15 protein-coding genes and 1 other RNA gene are annotated in these 15,650 nt (G+C 64.5%); 10 read left to right on the top strand and 6 right to left on the bottom strand.

All coding sequences use genetic code 11. The features are described from left to right. Positions 1-9 precede the first annotated feature (9 nt). Positions 10-958, bottom strand: a protein-coding gene (locus UP06_RS39730) for an IS630 family transposase (RefSeq protein WP_156162900.1) whose coding sequence is annotated in 2 segments (ribosomal slippage) — positions 10-621 and positions 623-958 — 948 coding nt in all. Because the reading frame shifts where the segments join, the coding sequence is not laid out codon by codon here. Between the two features lie 128 nt (positions 959-1,086). On the opposite strand from UP06_RS39730, the gene UP06_RS42530 reads away from it, so the two are divergent. The 4 genes from UP06_RS42530 to UP06_RS11200 all read left to right on the top strand — a co-directional run bounded on the left by UP06_RS42530 (position 1,087) and on the right by UP06_RS11200 (position 5,856). Then, positions 1,087-1,383 carry a transposase gene (locus UP06_RS42530; RefSeq protein WP_349509930.1) on the top strand — a complete coding sequence of 99 codons (297 nt, stop codon included), beginning with the start codon at positions 1,087-1,089 and terminating at the stop codon, positions 1,381-1,383. Positions 1,384-1,868: 485 nt separating this feature from the next. Continuing rightward, a complete protein-coding gene (locus UP06_RS11210; RefSeq protein ID WP_197087180.1) occupies positions 1,869-2,333 on the top strand; it encodes a (2Fe-2S)-binding protein in 465 nt (154 codons plus the stop codon). An 8-nt stretch (positions 2,334-2,341) separates the two neighbouring features. Further along, positions 2,342-4,516, top strand: a complete 2,175-nt coding sequence (locus tag UP06_RS11205; RefSeq protein WP_045002634.1) for a xanthine dehydrogenase family protein molybdopterin-binding subunit — start codon at positions 2,342-2,344, stop codon at positions 4,514-4,516. Next, the gene (locus tag UP06_RS11200) at positions 4,513-5,856 is read left to right on the top strand and encodes a c-type cytochrome (RefSeq protein WP_045002590.1); all 1,344 of its coding nucleotides are present in this window, start codon (positions 4,513-4,515) and stop codon (positions 5,854-5,856) included. The genes UP06_RS11205 and UP06_RS11200 overlap by 4 nt, the downstream gene beginning before the upstream one ends. 155 nt (positions 5,857-6,011) lie before the next feature. On the opposite strand, the gene UP06_RS11195 is transcribed toward UP06_RS11200, so the two are convergent. The 5 genes from UP06_RS11195 to UP06_RS11180 form a co-directional block, all read right to left on the bottom strand. After that, positions 6,012-6,836 carry a TIGR00282 family metallophosphoesterase gene (locus UP06_RS11195; protein WP_045002589.1) on the bottom strand — a complete coding sequence of 275 codons (825 nt, stop codon included), beginning with the start codon at positions 6,834-6,836 and terminating at the stop codon, positions 6,012-6,014. Next, the gene (locus UP06_RS11190; protein WP_045002633.1) at positions 6,814-7,410 is read right to left on the bottom strand and encodes a 5-formyltetrahydrofolate cyclo-ligase; all 597 of its coding nucleotides are present in this window, start codon (positions 7,408-7,410) and stop codon (positions 6,814-6,816) included. The genes UP06_RS11195 and UP06_RS11190 overlap by 23 nt, the downstream gene beginning before the upstream one ends. A 184-nt stretch (positions 7,411-7,594) precedes the next feature. Further along, positions 7,595-7,754, bottom strand: a non-coding RNA gene (gene ssrS / locus UP06_RS39435) — 6S RNA. Positions 7,755-7,802: 48 nt separating this feature from the next. Next, positions 7,803-8,186, bottom strand: a complete 384-nt coding sequence (locus tag UP06_RS11185) for a cell division protein ZapA (RefSeq protein ID WP_045002588.1) — start codon at positions 8,184-8,186, stop codon at positions 7,803-7,805. Continuing rightward, positions 8,183-8,503 (bottom strand): DUF4164 domain-containing protein, encoded by a 321-nt coding sequence (locus tag UP06_RS11180; protein WP_045002587.1) that lies wholly within the window; start codon positions 8,501-8,503, stop codon positions 8,183-8,185. The genes UP06_RS11185 and UP06_RS11180 overlap by 4 nt, the downstream gene beginning before the upstream one ends. On the opposite strand from UP06_RS11180, the gene UP06_RS42410 reads away from it, so the two are divergent. The 6 genes from UP06_RS42410 to UP06_RS11155 all read left to right on the top strand — a co-directional run bounded on the left by UP06_RS42410 (position 8,472) and on the right by UP06_RS11155 (position 15,649). Next, on the top strand, positions 8,472-8,606 hold the full coding sequence (locus UP06_RS42410; protein WP_283806023.1) for a hypothetical protein: 135 nt from the start codon (positions 8,472-8,474) through the stop codon (positions 8,604-8,606). The two genes, UP06_RS11180 and UP06_RS42410, sit on opposite strands and share 32 nt — an antisense overlap. Before the next feature lie 185 nt (positions 8,607-8,791). Further along, positions 8,792-10,777 (top strand): transketolase, encoded by a 1,986-nt coding sequence (gene tkt / locus UP06_RS11175; protein WP_045002586.1) that lies wholly within the window; start codon positions 8,792-8,794, stop codon positions 10,775-10,777. A gap of 149 nt (positions 10,778-10,926) precedes the next feature. Further along, positions 10,927-11,934 (top strand): type I glyceraldehyde-3-phosphate dehydrogenase, encoded by a 1,008-nt coding sequence (gene gap, locus UP06_RS11170; RefSeq protein WP_045002585.1) that lies wholly within the window; start codon positions 10,927-10,929, stop codon positions 11,932-11,934. A gap of 150 nt (positions 11,935-12,084) precedes the next feature. Beyond that, positions 12,085-13,281, top strand: coding sequence for a phosphoglycerate kinase (locus UP06_RS11165; protein WP_045002583.1), 1,197 nt, complete (start codon positions 12,085-12,087; stop codon positions 13,279-13,281). Between the two features lie 38 nt (positions 13,282-13,319). After that, a complete protein-coding gene (gene fba / locus UP06_RS11160; protein WP_045002582.1) occupies positions 13,320-14,387 on the top strand; it encodes a class II fructose-bisphosphate aldolase in 1,068 nt (355 codons plus the stop codon). A 236-nt stretch (positions 14,388-14,623) separates the two neighbouring features. Continuing rightward, entirely contained in the window at positions 14,624-15,649 is a 1,026-nt protein-coding gene (locus tag UP06_RS11155) for a class I fructose-bisphosphate aldolase (RefSeq protein WP_045002581.1), read from the top strand. The last annotated feature ends 1 nt before the right edge of the window (position 15,650 follow it).

Below are 15,650 nucleotides of genomic sequence, written 5' to 3'. Positions count from 1 at the left end.
TAGAGCGTTTCACATTTTGATTGAAGCGTATCCTGCATTAGCGAAGTAGTTGCTGCATTCGCGGGGATTGAAGGTGCCGACGAGATGGCCGATATGACGCCATGTCTCTTCGACGGTGCGTTTTTGTGCGACACGCATGCAGTGCTTGATCTTGGCGAACGCCTGCTCGATCGGGTTGAGGTCGGGCGAGTATGGCGGCAGATACCAGAGCCTTGCGCCGGCGTCGGCAATGAGGCGGCGCACCGCTGCGGATTTGTGGCTTCCCAGATTGTCCATGACGACGATGTCGCCTCGCTTCAGCACCGGGACGAGCTGATGCTCGACATAGGCGCGGAAGCTGTCGCCGTTGATCGGACCGTCGAACACGCAAGGGGCGGCGAGCCGATCGCAGCGTAACGCACCCAGGAAGGTCATGGTGCGCCAATGGCCGTGCGGCGCGAAGCCCCGCAACCGCTCGCCTTTTGGCCCCCAGCCACGCAGCGGAGCCATGTTGGTCTTGATCCAGGTCTCGTCGATGAACACCAGCCGCTGCGGGTCAAGGCGAGCCTGGAAGCCATGCCAGCGCTGCCGCCGGCGCGCCACGTCAGTTCGGCCCTGCTCAAGGGCGAACAGTGTTTTTTTTAAACCGCAGGCCTTCGCGCCGCAGAAACATCCACACCGCGTTGTGCGAGACCTTGATGCCTTGCGCGACGAGTTCGTCCTTCAACTGGTGCAGCGTCAGATGCGGCGTCTGCTTGAGCCGCTCGACGATGAATGCCCGATGCGGCTCCAAAACCGGCTTGCGATGACCGCCCATCTTGCCCGGTGCCACTGAGCCGGTCGCGCGCTGGCGCTGGCACCACTTCACGACCGACGACACCGCAACCCCAAAACGGCTCGCCACCGCCCGGCAGCTATCTCCGGCCTCGACTGCCGCCACCGCCCTGACCCGAAGATCATTCGAAAGAGGTCGGACCATCTGATGCTGGCCTCCAATCCAGCCAGCATCTTGAATCATAAACCGACCTCTGAAGGAATCCCTCTCGATTCAATTAATCAAGGAAACGCTCTAACGCGCAGCAGGTCGCCGGCGACGCTTGCGACACCATCCGCTGTCCGGCCGGAGAGACCCTTCGTCCGTCTGGTCTACACACCCGGAACCGGGCGATCCGATATCGCACGTCGGCCTGCCCGAGCTGCAGGTTGAAGCCGCGATGTACGCCCGGTGTCCAGCGCACCATCCATAGGTTGGTCGATCTGGGCGCTCTGGACCGAATGGAGGCGAGAATTTGCGCCGACCCCAGCTTGATGACGATCCGACGATGTACCGTTGAGCGCCCCTTCGGGACGATCAAACGCATGTCGGGCGGTGGAAGGTTCCTCACCAGGGGGCTTAGGCGGTGAAAGGGAACGGAAAGAGCTGTGCCGTCGGCCGAACTCGACCAGACTTCAACCCATCACGCTACAGGCGCCTGGTAAAGCCGTTGCTCCGTCGGGCAAAACAGGAGCACGATGCCATCGTCGGGCACGTTGGCTTTTTTGCGTCATTGCGATTGATCCCGTCAGGCGCAATGTCCTCGCCCGCGCCCGACTTTCCCAATCGCACGAATTTCGTCATCGCATGATTTTGCGCATTCGCACGATCATCTGCGGCCGTCACCAGCGCATCTGACGAAAACGCGTCAAAACATGACGATTATCATCTCAATTAGCCCAAAAGCGTAGCACGTAGCGCCGCACAAAGTCGTGAACGTCATGGCCTGACGCGTCAGTCGCGCAAATATGCATTGCTGAAATTTCGATGCTTCATCGTTTGCATCGGTATAATTGTGGTCGCGCCAATTCGCCGACCTGATCGCCGTAAGCGATCGCCAGGCAAGGAGATGCATATGGCAACTGTTCTCACCATCAACGGCGAGACGAAATCCTTCGATGCGCCGCCCGAAATGCCGCTGCTCTGGGTGCTGCGCGACATCCTGGGGATGACCGGCACCAAATTCGGCTGCGGCATCGCGCAATGCGGCGCCTGCACGGTGCATGTCGACGGCAAGGCCGTGCGCTCCTGCGTGCTGCCGGTCAGCGCGGTCGCAAACCGCGCGATCACCACCATCGAACATGTCGGCACCACGCCGTCGGGCGCGAAGGTCCAGAAGGCCTGGCTCGATGCCGAAGTGATCCAGTGCGGCTATTGCCAGTCCGGCCAGATCATGTCGGCCGCGGCGTTGCTGGCGGCAACGCCCAACCCTGACGATTCCGACATCGACGCCGCGATGGCCGGCAACATTTGCCGCTGCGGCACCTATGTGCGCATCCGCGAGGCCATCAAGCTGGCCGCCTCCGGCCGTCAGTCGTGAGGCCCGCTATGATCACAGAGAAGACTCTTCCGAACGTTTCCCGCCGCACGCTGCTGACCGGCGGTCTCGCCACCGGTTTCCTGCTTGCCTTCCATCTGCCGTTGCGCGCCGCCGTCAACGAGCCGGTTCAGCGCGATGCGACCGACGGCAAGTTCGCACCCAACGCCTTCATCCGCATCGACGAGACCGGCCGCACCGTTCTCATGATGCCGCAGGTCGAAATGGGCCAGGGCACCTACACCTCGATCTCGGCGGTGCTCGCCGAGGAGCTCGACGCCGACTGGAGCAAGGTCGAGGTGCAGCACGCCCCGCCCAACGACAAGCTCTACGCCAATCCGACCTTCGGCCTCCAGGTCACCGGCAACTCCAACTCGATCCGCGCATGGTGGATGCCGCTGCGCAAGGCCGGCGCCACCGCGCGCGCGATGCTGGTGCAGGCCGCGGCCAGCCAATGGGGCGTTGACGCCGCAAGCTGCACGGCATCAAAGGGCGAGGTCGCGCATGCCGCAAGCGGCCGCAAGCTCGGCTATGGCGAGTTGGCGCTCGCCGCGCAGGGCCAGACGCCGCCCAAGGACGCCGCGGTCAAGGACCCCAAGGACTTCGTCCTCATCGGCCAGCCGCTGAAGCGACTCGACACGCCGGACAAGGTCAACGGCAAGGCGCTCTACGGCATCGACGCGATCCTGCCCGGGATGAAGATCGCCGCGATAGCCAATTGCCCGGTATTCGGCGGCAAGGTCGGGAAGGTCGACGACAGCGCCGCGATGAAAGTTGCCGGCGTGCGCAAGGTTGTCGTGCTCGACGACGCCGTCGCCGTGATCGGTGATCACATGTGGGCGGCAAAGAAAGGTCTCGAAGCGCTCAAGATCGAGTGGAACGAAGGCCCGCACGCAGGGATCAGTACCAAAGACATCTGGCAGGACCTGCGCGATGCCAGCGCCAAGGATGGAGTGGTCGCGAAGTCCACCGGCGACATCGCCAAGGCGCTCGCAACCGGCGACAAGTTCGAGGCAAGCTTCGAACTGCCGTTCCTCGCGCACGCCTCGATGGAGCCGATCAACGCCACCGTCCACGTCAGGCCGGATGCCTGCGAGATCTGGACCGGCACGCAGATCATGACGCGCGTGCAATCGGAGGCCGCGAAGGCGGCCGGCGTTCCCGCTGACAAGGTGATCGTCAACCAGCACCTGCTCGGCGGCGGCTTTGGGCGCAAGCTCGAGCCGGACATGGTGGTCGCGGCGGTGAAGATCGCCAGGCAGGTCGACTATCCCGTCAAGGTGATATGGACCCGCGAGGAGGACATCCAGCACGACGTCTACCGCCCGGTCTATCGCGACCAGGTCACGGCAACGCTGGTCGACGGCAAGGTCGCGGCCTGGAAGTACAAGATCGCGGGCTCGGCGATCCTGGCGCGCTGGCTGCCGCCGGCGTTCCAGAAGGGCATCGACATCGACGCGATCGATGCCGCGGTCGATGCGCCCTACGACTTCGCCAACTTCCACGTCGAATATGTCCGTGCTGAACCGCCGGCGGTGCCGACCGGCTTCTGGCGTGGCGTCGGTCCGAACAACAACGTGTTCGCCATCGAATGCGCGATGGATGAGCTGGCGCGCAAAGCCGGCAAGGATCCGATCGACTTCCGGAAGTCCATGCTGACCAAGAACCCGCGCATGCTCTCCGTGCTCAACCAAGTGGCTGAAAAATCCGGCTGGGGCCAGCCGCTGCCGGCGCGCGTCGGCCGCGGCGTTTGCGTACAGCCGTCATTCGCGAGCTTCATCGCGACCGTGGTGGAAGCGGAGATCGACGACATCGGCGAGATCGTGCTCCGCCGCATCACCTCGGTCGTCGACACCGGCATCGCCGTCAACCCCGATACGGTAAAGGCGCAGATCGAGGGCGGATTGATTTTCGGCCTCACCGCCGCACTCTATGGCGAAATCACCATCGACAAGGGTCGCGTGCAGCAGTCGAACTTCCACGACTACCGCATGATGCGCATCAACGAGACGCCGAAGATCGACGTCACCGTGGTCAAGAGCGGCGAAGCGCCCGGCGGCATCGGTGAGGCCGGCGTCAACGCCGGACCGCCGGCGCTGCGCAACGCGATTTACGCCGCAACCGGCGTGGCGCTGCGGCGCCTGCCGATCGACCGCAAACTCCTGGCTGCCGGGAGGAAGGCATGAGCAAGACAATGCGCATCCTCGCAAGCCTGGTCGTGATCGCCATCGTCGCGGTGGCGCTCGGCGTCTGGATCATCCGCGGGCCCGGCCCGCTCGATTTCGCCGGCGGCACCAAGGTGGCACTGGCGGATTATCGCGCCGGCAAGCCGACAGGCGTGCCGGCTTCGCTGGAGAAGGCGAGCCTGGTCGAACGCGGTGAATATCTGGCGAAAGCGGCCGACTGCATGGTCTGCCATACCAAGCCCGGCGACAAGGAATACTCCGGCGGGCTCGGCTTCAAGCTGCCGTTCGGCACGCTCTATTCGACCAACATCACGCCGGACAAGGACACCGGCATCGGCAATTACAGCGACCAGGATTTCCTCAACGCGGTCCAGCATGGCAAGCGCCATGACGGCGCGCGGCTCTACCCGGCAATGCCGTACACGTCCTACACTTTCATGACCGACGAGGACGTGCTGACGGTGAAGGCCTATCTGTTCAGCCTGCCGGCGGTGGCCGCAAAGGCGCCGGAGAACACGCTGTCGTTCCCGTTCAACCAGCGCTGGGCGATGATGTTCTGGTCGGCCGTGTTCAATCCGGACACGCGCTTTGCGCCTGATGCCTCGAAGAGCCCGGAGTGGAATCGCGGCGCGTATCTCGCCGAAGCGCTGGCGCATTGCGGCGAGTGCCACACGCCGCGCAATCTCGGCTTTGCGCTCGACAACCGCAAGAAGTTCGCCGGCGCCATCACCGCCGGCTGGCACGCCTTCAACATCTCCTCCGACAAGGCGACCGGTCTCGGCAATTGGCGCGACGAGGATCTGATCGCCTATCTGTCGCTCGGCCACGCGCCGGGCCATGGCTCGGCCTCGGGTCCGATGGGCGAAGCCGTCGACCACAGCTTCAGCCAGTTCGCCCCCGAAGACATCCGCGGCATCGTTGCGTATCTGCGCAGCGTGCCGCCGGTGCCCTCGCCCGACCTTCCGGCCGGCACCGCGCCGATCGCGCCCGCCTCGCACAAGGACGGCGTGACGGCGGATGCCCGCGGCAAGAAGGTGTTCGCCAGCGCCTGCGCCAGCTGCCACGGCTGGAGCGGCGAAAGCCCGGTGTCGCCGATGGCGACGCTGACCGGCACCTGGGCCGTCAACGACCCCGCCGCCACCAACGTCGCGCAGATCGTGCTCTCCGGCACCAAGCGCCACACGCCCGACAGCGCACTCTCGATGCCGGCGTTCGGCAATGCGTATAGCGACGACGAGATCGCAGCCGTGGCGAACTACGTGACGGCGCGGTTTGGGACGAAGGGCTCGAAGCTCACGGCAAAGGATGTCGCGGAGCTGCGGGAGCAGACGGCGGAGTGATTATCGTCGTCCCGGCGAAGGCCGGGACCCATACCGCGTGATCTATCGATTGAGGACGGCGCCAGTCCCGAAACAACCAGTCTTCGCCAAACTACTGCCTGTGGTTATGGGTCCCGGCCTTCGCCGGGACGACACTGAATGTGTGGCTGCGCCGTTCAGCTCAACCAGAACTTCGGCGTCGCCGGCTCCAGCCGGCCACCTGCGCGCACCGGCGCGATCCGCAGCGCGAGGCCCGTCGCGTCGTCCGTTTCCACAGCCACGCCACTGAGCGTCGCGACACCCGCTGCCGGCTCGAACCTCCCCGACGGAATCCCCGACGTGAACCGCCGCAGCGGCTCTTCCTTCTGCATGCCGATGATGGAGTCGTAGTCGCCGGTCATGCCGGCGTCGGTCATGTAGGCGGTGCCGCCGGTGAGGATCTGGTGGTCGGCGGTCGGCACATGGGTGTGGGTGCCGACGACGAGGCTGGCGCGGCCGTCGCAGAAGAAGCCGATGCCCTGCTTCTCGCTGGTCGCCTCGCAATGGAAATCGACGACGATCGCGTCCGCCGCAATGCCGAGCGGGCAGGCGCCGAGCTCGCGCTCGAGTGCTGCGAAGGGATCGTCGAACGGCGTCATGAAGACGCGGCCAAGCGCGTTGACGACGAGCGCATGCTTGCCGTTCTTGGTCTCGACCAGCGCAGCTCCACGGCCGGGCGTGCCGCGCGGATAGTTTGCGGGCCGCACCAGGCGCTCGGCGCGCTCGATGAACACCAGCGCCTCGCGCTGGTCCCAGGAATGGTTGCCGAGCGTCACCGCGTCGGCGCCGGCGTCGAGAAACTCCTGGTAGATCGCTTCCGTGATGCCAAAGCCGCCGGCGGAATTCTCGCCGTTGACGACGACGAAATCGAGCGACCAGTCCTTGACCATGCCGGGCAGATATTCGGCGATGGCATTGCGTCCCGCACGGCCGACGACATCACCCACGAAGAGAATGCGCAACTTCAGAGCTCCGGAAATCAAACACGTCCGATTCCGTTAGCACATAATCCAGCGCGACGTCGTGGGATAGTGCCGGAACGGCTTCGATCTCTTGCGCTGCAAAAGCAAGCCCGATCCCGACGATCTGCTTGGTCTTGCGCAGGTGCGCGAAGGTGAAATCGTAATGCCCCGCGCCGTAGCCGATGCGATGGCCGAGCCGGTCGAAGGCCGCGAGCGGCGTCAGCATGATGTCCGGGATGATCTCGGCCGCTGCCGGCGACGGTTCGGGAATCCCGAGCGGGCCGAGCATCAGCCGGTCATTCGGATGCCAGATGCGGAAGACCAGCGCCTGGCCGCGTGCGGTGACGCAAGGCAGCGCAAGCCGCGCGCCCTCCTCGGCGAGCATCCTCATTAGCGGCACGGGGTCGATCTCGCTGCGGATCGGCGAATAGCCGGAGACGATGCTGCCCGGCAGGAGCTTGAACGGCAGCCCGCGCTTGGCGAGCTTGGTGGCGGAGGCGGTGCGCTTCTTCTCGCTCAGCGCGTCGCGTTTAGCGAGGGCTTTGGCGCGGAGTTCGGCTTTGGAGTTGGACATGCGCTGGGTCTCCGTCGTCATCACCCGCGAAGGCGGGTGATCCAGTATTCCAGAGGCGATGGTGTTCACACTCGAACGCCGCGGCGTACTGGATGCCCCGCCTGCGCGGGGCATGACACCGAAATTGAACCGTAAGCATGCCGGGGACGCAATTTCGACAGGCACGAACCGGAAGAAAACAAAGTGCGAAGCCGCAAACGCCGTTGAAGCGGCGATCCCGGAGTTCCCTACGAAAGTAGGTGGGCACCATATGTCCGGGCCCACGGGCCCGGCCAGGGACAGTTCCCTAAAGGATCGATAAGGCCCCGGGGATATATGGCTCCGGACGCGCGTCGCAGCCTCGCCTGGCCAATGTAACAACGATACTGACGAATCACCAGCCCGGTGAACGGTCAGCCGATGGCGATCCCGTTGCCGACGGTCCGGTTCAGGACCTGGGTCGACTTCTCGATGCGCTCGGCGGCAGAGTTCAGCGCATTCACCACCGCGGTCTGGGTCATCCGGGCGCGCTCGACGGCGGCATTGCGGAAATCCCGCAGCTCGCCCATCTCCTGCTCCATGGTGCGGATGCGGTTGCCGGCGTCCAGCAGCTCGTCGCAGACGGTCAGCGCCGCCATCACGGTGAGCCGCGCATCGCCGATCTCGCCGAATTTTCCGCGCAGCGACTGGATCCGTGTCTCCAGGCTTTCGGCGAGCTTCAGCAGCCGCACCTCCTGGCCCTCCTCGCAGGCCATGCGGTATTGCCGGCCGTTGATGGTGACGTTGATGTGGCTCATCCATCCTCTCCGGTATCAAGTACCGAGCGTATCGTGACGATCGCGGAATCCAGCCGATCGGAGATCTCGCGGTTGGTGCGCTCGAGCTTGCGCGCCTTCACCAGCGCGCCGTCGAGCTCGTCGGCAAGCCGCGAGCGGTCCGCGCCCAGCGCCTGGATTCGCGTCGCAAGCTCGTTCTCGTCGCGATCGGCATCGCGCCGCCGCTCGACCGCGCTCTCGAGCGAGTCGAGCGCCGCCATGAGCCTGCGGGTCGCAATCTCGATCTCGACGGCCGAGGACTCCGTCATGGCGGAACTGTTGGAAACGCGATCGTTCATGCAGTCAGCGGCGGACCTTGTGGCCTTTGAATCCGGGCTTGCCGGCCGGCAAAAGACTCGGTTCGGCAAGCGGTTAGAAGCAGAAATTTACGTGGCAAGCTAGCGAAGCGCAACGCCGCCGCGAAACTATGCACTGCTAAGCAACTTTTACGGCCAAACCAGCGTTTGATTGCCTTGGACTCCCGGAACCGAGGTGCTATTTCAGCCCCGACCTCCAGTGGCCGAAAGGCTCCTTCCCGCGCGGGCGTACACCGTCGCCAAGCGCCTCATTTCAGACGGATTTCAGACATGACGCAGGTCGACCACACCCGTATGGCCAACGCGATCCGCGGCCTCGCAATGGATGCCGTCGAGAAGGCGAAGTCCGGCCATCCTGGCCTGCCGATGGGCGCCGCCGACATGGCCACGGTGCTGTTCACGCAGTTCTTGAAATTCGACGCCGCCGCAATTGACTGGCCCGACCGCGACCGCTTCGTGCTCTCCGCCGGCCACGGCTCGATGCTGCTCTATGCGCTGCTGTATCTCACCGGCAATGCGGACATGACGCTGGACCAGCTCAAGCAGTTCCGCCAGCTCGGCTCGCTGACGCCCGGCCACCCCGAGAACTTCCACACCAAGGGCATCGAGACCACCACCGGCCCGCTCGGCCAGGGCATCTCCACTGCGGTCGGCATGGCGCTCGCCGAGAAGATGCTCGCCGCCGAGTTCGGCAAGAAGATCGTCGACCACCACACCTATGTGATCGCCTCCGACGGCGACCTGATGGAGGGCGTGTCGCAGGAAGCGATCGCGATGGCCGGGCACTGGAAGCTCAACAAGATGATCGTGCTGTACGACGACAACGGCATCTCGATCGACGGCCCGACCTCGATCTCCGATTCCGTCGACCAGGTGAAGCGATTCAAGGCTTGCGGCTGGGCCGCCGAGAAGATCGACGGCCAGGACCAGGCCGCGATCGCAGCCGCCATCACCCGCGCCAAGAAATCCAGCAAGCCGACGCTGATCGCCTGCCGCACCACCATCGGCTACGGCGCGCCGCACAAGGCCGGCACCGCGAAGGCGCATGGCGAGGCGCTCGGCGCCGACGAGCTCAAGGCGGCCAAGGAAAATCTCGGCATCTCGCTCGAGCCGTTCTCGGTGCCGGACGACGTGCTCGAGGCCTGGCGCGCAGCAGGCAGCCGCGGCGTAGCCGCACGGCAGGAATGGGAGGGACGGCTCGGTGAGCTCGGCAGCCGCAAGCGCGCCGAGTTCGAGCGCCGCCTGCGCCATGAGCGTCCGGCCGCGCTCGCAAAGGCGGTGCGCGCCTACAAGAAGGAGCTCTTGGAAAAGCCGATGACTGCGGCGACCCGCAAATCGTCGGAAGCCGTGATCGAAGTCATTGCTGGCGCCATGCCGATGGAATTCCTGGCCGGCTCGGCCGACCTCACCGGCTCCAACAACAACAAGGCGAAGTCGGCGACCGGCTTCTCGGCCAAGACGCCGAAGGGCCGCTTCATCCATTACGGCATCCGCGAGCACGGCATGTGTGCCGCCATGAACGGCATCTTCCTGCACGGCGGCTTCGCGCCGAACGGCGCGACCTTCCTGGTGTTCACCGACTATGCGCGGCCGGCGATGCGCCTCGCCGCGCTGATGGGCGCCGGCGTCGTCTATGTGATGACGCATGATTCCATCGGGCTCGGTGAAGACGGCCCGACCCATCAGCCGGTCGAGCATCTCGCAGCACTTCGCGCCATTCCCAACATGCGCGTGTTCCGCCCCTGCGATTCCATCGAGGTTGCCGAGTGCTGGGAACTCGCTCTCAATCGCATCGACGGGCCGACAGTCCTCGTCCTGACACGGCAGAACCTGCCGCAGCTCCGCACCAATGCGCCGAACGAAAGCCCTTGCCAGCAAGGCGCCTACGAGCTGGTCGCGGCCCAAGGCGAGGCCAAAGTATCGCTGTTCGCCTCGGGCTCCGAGGTCGAGATTGCGGTCGCCGCCCAGAAGCAGCTCGCCGAGCGCGGCATCGCGTCGCGGGTGGTCTCGGTGCCCTCGCTCGAGCTGTTGTTAGCGCAACCAGAGGCCAAGCGCGCCGCCATCATCGGCAACGCCCCGGTGAAGGTCGCGATCGAGGCCGCCGTGCGCTGGGGCTGGGATGCCGTGATCGGCCAGGATGGCGAATTTATCGGCATGCATTCCTTCGGCGCGAGCGCGCCGGCCAAGGACCTTTACAAGCACTTCGGCATTACCGCCGAGGCCGCGGTTAACGCTGTCCTGAAGCGCGTTTCCTGAGAGTTGAGCTTGCCAAAAAAAAGGACTACGTAATTCCTCATATGATCAAGCTCCGCCCGGCCGAACCGGGCGTCCGCCCTAAAAAACCCTCGCTGACGCGTTAGCCGCGCGTCCGGCGGGATGACAACGGTCATTGAAGGAGACGAAAGATGGTAGTCCGCGTTGGAATCAACGGTTTTGGCCGCATCGGTCGCAACGTCCTGCGGGCGATCGCAGAGTCCGGCCGCAAGGACATCGAGGTGGTCGGCATCAACGACCTCGGCCCGGTCGAGACCAACGCCCATCTGCTCCGCTTCGATTCCGTTCACGGCCGTTTCCCCGGCACAGTGACCGTCGATGGTGACTCGATCAGCCTCGGTGGCAACAAGATCAAGGTGACCGCCGAGCGCGATCCCTCGAAGCTGCCCTGGAAGGATCTCGGCGTCGACATCGCGATGGAGTGCACCGGCATCTTCACCTCGAAGGACAAGGCCTCCGCGCATCTGACCGCCGGCGCCAAGCGCGTGCTGGTCTCGGCGCCCGCCGACGGCGCCGACGCCACCATCGTCTACGGCGTCAATCACCACGTGCTGACCAAGGAGCATCTCGTCGTCTCCAACGGCTCCTGCACCACCAACTGCCTCGCGCCGGTTGCCAAGGTCCTGAACGATACCGTCGGCATCGAGACCGGCTTCATGACCACGATCCACGCCTATACCGGCGACCAGCCGACGCTCGACACCATGCACAAGGATCTCTATCGCGGCCGCGCGGCGGCGATGTCGATGATCCCGACCTCCACGGGTGCTGCCAAGGCGATCGGCCTGGTGCTGCCGGAACTGAAGGGCAAGCTCGACGGCGTCTCCATCCGCGTGCCGACCCCAAACGTCTCGGTGATTGATCTCAAGATCGTCGCCAAGCGCGCCACCGACCCGAAGGAAATCAACGAGGCGATGAAGCGCGCCTCCGAGCAGCAGCTCAAGGGCATCCTCGGCTTCACCACCGCGCCCAACGTCTCGATCGACTTCAATCACGATCCGCACTCGGCCACCTTCCACATGGACCAGACCAAGGTGCAGAACGGCACGCTGGTGCGCGTGATGGCCTGGTACGACAACGAGTGGGGCTTCTCGAACCGCATGGCCGACACCGCCGTCGCGCTGTCGAAGGTGATCTAAGCGTTACTCTCGTGTCCCGGACGCGATGCAGCGTGAAACGCTGCGTCGCAGAGCCGGGACCCATTCAACCGCGGGACTCGCCGCAAGGTGGGTCCCGGTTCTGCACAGCGGCGCTACGCGCCGCAGTGCGCCCGGGACAAGGGCCTTCCAATGACGAAATCATTCCGCACCCTCGACGACGTCGACGTGAAGGGCAAGCGCGTGCTGCTGCGCGTCGATCTCAACGTGCCCATGGACAATGGGCGCGTCAGCGACGCGACCCGGCTCGAGCGTGTGGCGCCGACCATCACCGAAATCTCGGGCAAGGGCGGCAAGGTCATTCTGCTGGCGCATTTCGGCCGACCGAAGGGCCGCGATGCCAAGGACTCGCTCAAGCCCGTTGCCGAAGCGCTGTCCAAGGTCGTGAACAAGCCCGTCGCCTTCGCCGATGATTGCATCGGCGAGCCCGCGGCGACTGCTGTGGCGGCGTTGAAGGACGGCGACATCCTCTGTCTCGAAAACACCCGCTTCCACAAAGAGGAAGAGAAGAACGATCCGGCGTTCGTCGCGGAGCTCGCAAAGCTCGGCGACATCTGGGTCAATGATGCCTTCTCGGCTGCGCACCGCGCTCACGCCTCGACCGAAGGCCTAGGCCACAAGCTGCCGGCCTATGCCGGCCGCACCATGCAGGCCGAGCTGGTGGCGTTGGAGAAGGCGCTGGGGTCGCCGACCAAGCCGGTCATCGCGATCATCGGCGGCGCAAAGGTCTCGACCAAGATCGACCTGCTCGAAAACCTCGTCACCAAGGTCGACGCGCTGGTGATCGGCGGCGGCATGGCCAATACCTTCCTGCACGCCCAGGGCGTTGGCGTCGGCAAGTCGCTGGCCGAGAAGGATCTTGCGCCCACTGCACTCCGCATCATGGAGAAGGCCGAGGCCGCCAATTGCGCCATCATCCTGCCGGTCGACGCCACCGTCGCCTATCATTTCGCGGCGAACGCGCCGTCGCATGCCTACGGCCTCGATGCGATCCCGGCCGACGGCATGATCCTCGACGTCGGCCCGCAATCGATCGTCCGCATCCATGCCGCGATCGACGATGCCGCCACGCTGGTCTGGAACGGACCACTCGGCGCCTTCGAGATGCAGCCATTCGACCGCGGCACGATGGCGGCCGCCAAGCATGCCGCCGAGCGCACCAAGGCCAAGAAGCTGATCTCGATCGCGGGCGGCGGCGACACGGTCGCGGCCCTCAACCAGGCCCATGTGGCCGGTCAATTCACCTATGTCTCGACCGCAGGTGGCGCATTTCTTGAATGGATGGAAGGCAAGCCCCTGCCCGGTGTCGAGGTCTTGCGCACCAAGTAGATAGCGGCCGAACTGGCCCAAACGGGAGAAAGATACAGATGGCTCGGATCACGTTGCGTCAATTGCTCGATCATGCGGCGGAACACGATTACGGCGTACCGGCCTTCAACATCAACAACATGGAGCAGGCGCTGGCGATCATGGACGCGGCCAACCAGGTCGATGCGCCCGTCATCATCCAGGCCTCGCGCGGAGCACGCTCCTACGCCAACGACATCATGCTCAAGCACATGATGGACGCGGTCACCGAGATCTATCCGCACATCCCGGTCTGCGTGCATCTCGACCACGGCAACGAGCCGGCGACCTGCATGACCGCGATCCAGGCCGGCTTCACCTCGGTGATGATGGACGGCTCGCTGAAGGCCGACGGCAAGACCCCCGGCGACTGGGGCTACAATGTCGGCGTCACCAAGACCGTGACCGACATGGCCCATCTCGGCGGCATCTCGGTCGAGGGCGAGCTCGGCGTGCTCGGCTCGCTCGAGACCGGCATGGGCGACAAGGAAGACGGCCACGGCGCCGAGGGCAAGCTGAGTCACGACCAGCTCCTGACCAATCCGGACGAGGCCGTGAAGTTCGTCCAGGAGACCCAGGTCGACGCGCTCGCGATCGCGATGGGCACCTCGCATGGCGCCTACAAGTTCACCCGCAAGCCGGACGGCGACATCCTCGCCATGAAGGTGATCGAGGAGATTCACCGCAAGCTGCCGAACACGCACCTTGTCATGCACGGCTCGTCGTCGGTGCCGCAGGACCTCCAGGACATCATCAACGCCTATGGCGGCAAGATGAAACCGACCTGGGGCGTGCCGGTCGCCGAGATCCAGCGCGGCATCAAGAACGGCGTGCGCAAGATCAACATCGACACCGACAACCGCATGGCGATGACCGGCCAGATCCGGAAGGTGCTGAAGGACAATCCGGAAGAGTTCGATCCGCGCAAGTACCTGAAGCCCGCCATGGAAGCCATGGTCAAGCTGTGCAAGCAGCGGCTCCAGGAGTTCAATACCGCAGGCCAGGCCTCCAAGTTCAAGAAGGTCCTGACGCCCGCCGACATGGCCAAGCGCTACGCCAAGGGCGAGCTCGACCCCAAGATCGCTTAGCGATCGCGCACCCTCTCCCGTCATTCCGGGCACGCGAAGCGTGGGCTATGATGCGCAATTGCGCATCTGAGAATCCATAACCACAGCCTGGGGTTATGGATTCCGGGCCTGCGCCTTTTGGCGCATCCCGGAATGCCAGAGTACGGCTTTACCTTGCGACGAACGTTAACTCGGCAATTGCCCGAGAACGGTCTATTTTCGCAGGCAAGGCAGAATCGTTTTGGGAGGACCTCTCGATGAATCTGACTGAGCTCAACAGGATCGCGACCGCCATGGTCGCCCCCGGCAAGGGCCTCCTTGCCGCCGACGAATCCTCCGGCACCATCAAGAAGCGGTTTGACGCGATCGGCGTGGAATCGACCGAAAGTAGCCGCCGCGACTATCGCGAGATGCTGTTCCGGTCGAAGGACGCCATGAGCCAGTACATTTCCGGCGTGATCCTCTATGACGAGACGATCTGGCAGGACGCGAAGGACGGCACGCCGCTGGTCAAGCTGATCGAGAGCAGCGGCGCCATCCCCGGCATCAAGGTCGACGAAGGCACGCAAGCCTTGCCGATGTGCCCGGGCGAGCTCGTCACCGTCGGGCTCGACAAGCTCGCCGAGCGCCTGACGAAATACTACGAGCGCGGCGCGCGCTTCGCCAAATGGCGTGCCGTGATCGACATCGGCAGCGGTATCCCTTCGATGACCGCGATCGGCGTCAACGCCCACGCGCTGGCACGCTATGCTGCGCTGTGCCAGGCCGCGCAGATCGTGCCGATCGTCGAGCCGGAGGTCCTGATGGACGGCGATCACGATATCGACCGCTGCTATGAGGTGACGCAGCGCGTGCTCAACAAGACGTTCCAGGAATTGCGCGTGCAGCGCGTCGCGCTCGAAGGTATGGTGCTGAAGCCGAACATGGCGATCTCCGGAAAGAAGTGCGCAAAGCAGGCCTCCGTCGAGGAGGTCGCCGAGAAGACGTTGCGGCTGCTGAAGGCGTGCGTGCCGGCGGCAGTGCCAGGCATCGCCTTCCTCTCCGGCGGGCAGTCGGATGAGGAAGCAACTGCGCATCTCAACGCCATGCACAAGCTCGGCCCGCTGCCCTGGGGCCTGACCTTCTCCTACGGCCGCGCGCTGCAAGCCGCGCCGCAAAAGGCCTGGTCCGGCAAGGCCGAGAACGTTACGGCTGGACAAAACGCTTTCAGTCATCGCGCGCGTATGAATGGCCTCGCTTCCAAAGGCGAATGGCAAAGCAGCCTGGAAAAGAAAGCAGCCTAGA

The sequence above is a fragment of the Bradyrhizobium sp. LTSP857 genome (assembly GCF_000938285.1).
Classification (GTDB): Bacteria; Pseudomonadota; Alphaproteobacteria; order Rhizobiales; family Xanthobacteraceae; genus Bradyrhizobium.
The sequence above is the reverse complement of the archived record's forward strand: the minus strand, read 5'-3'. Positions and strand labels throughout refer to the sequence as shown.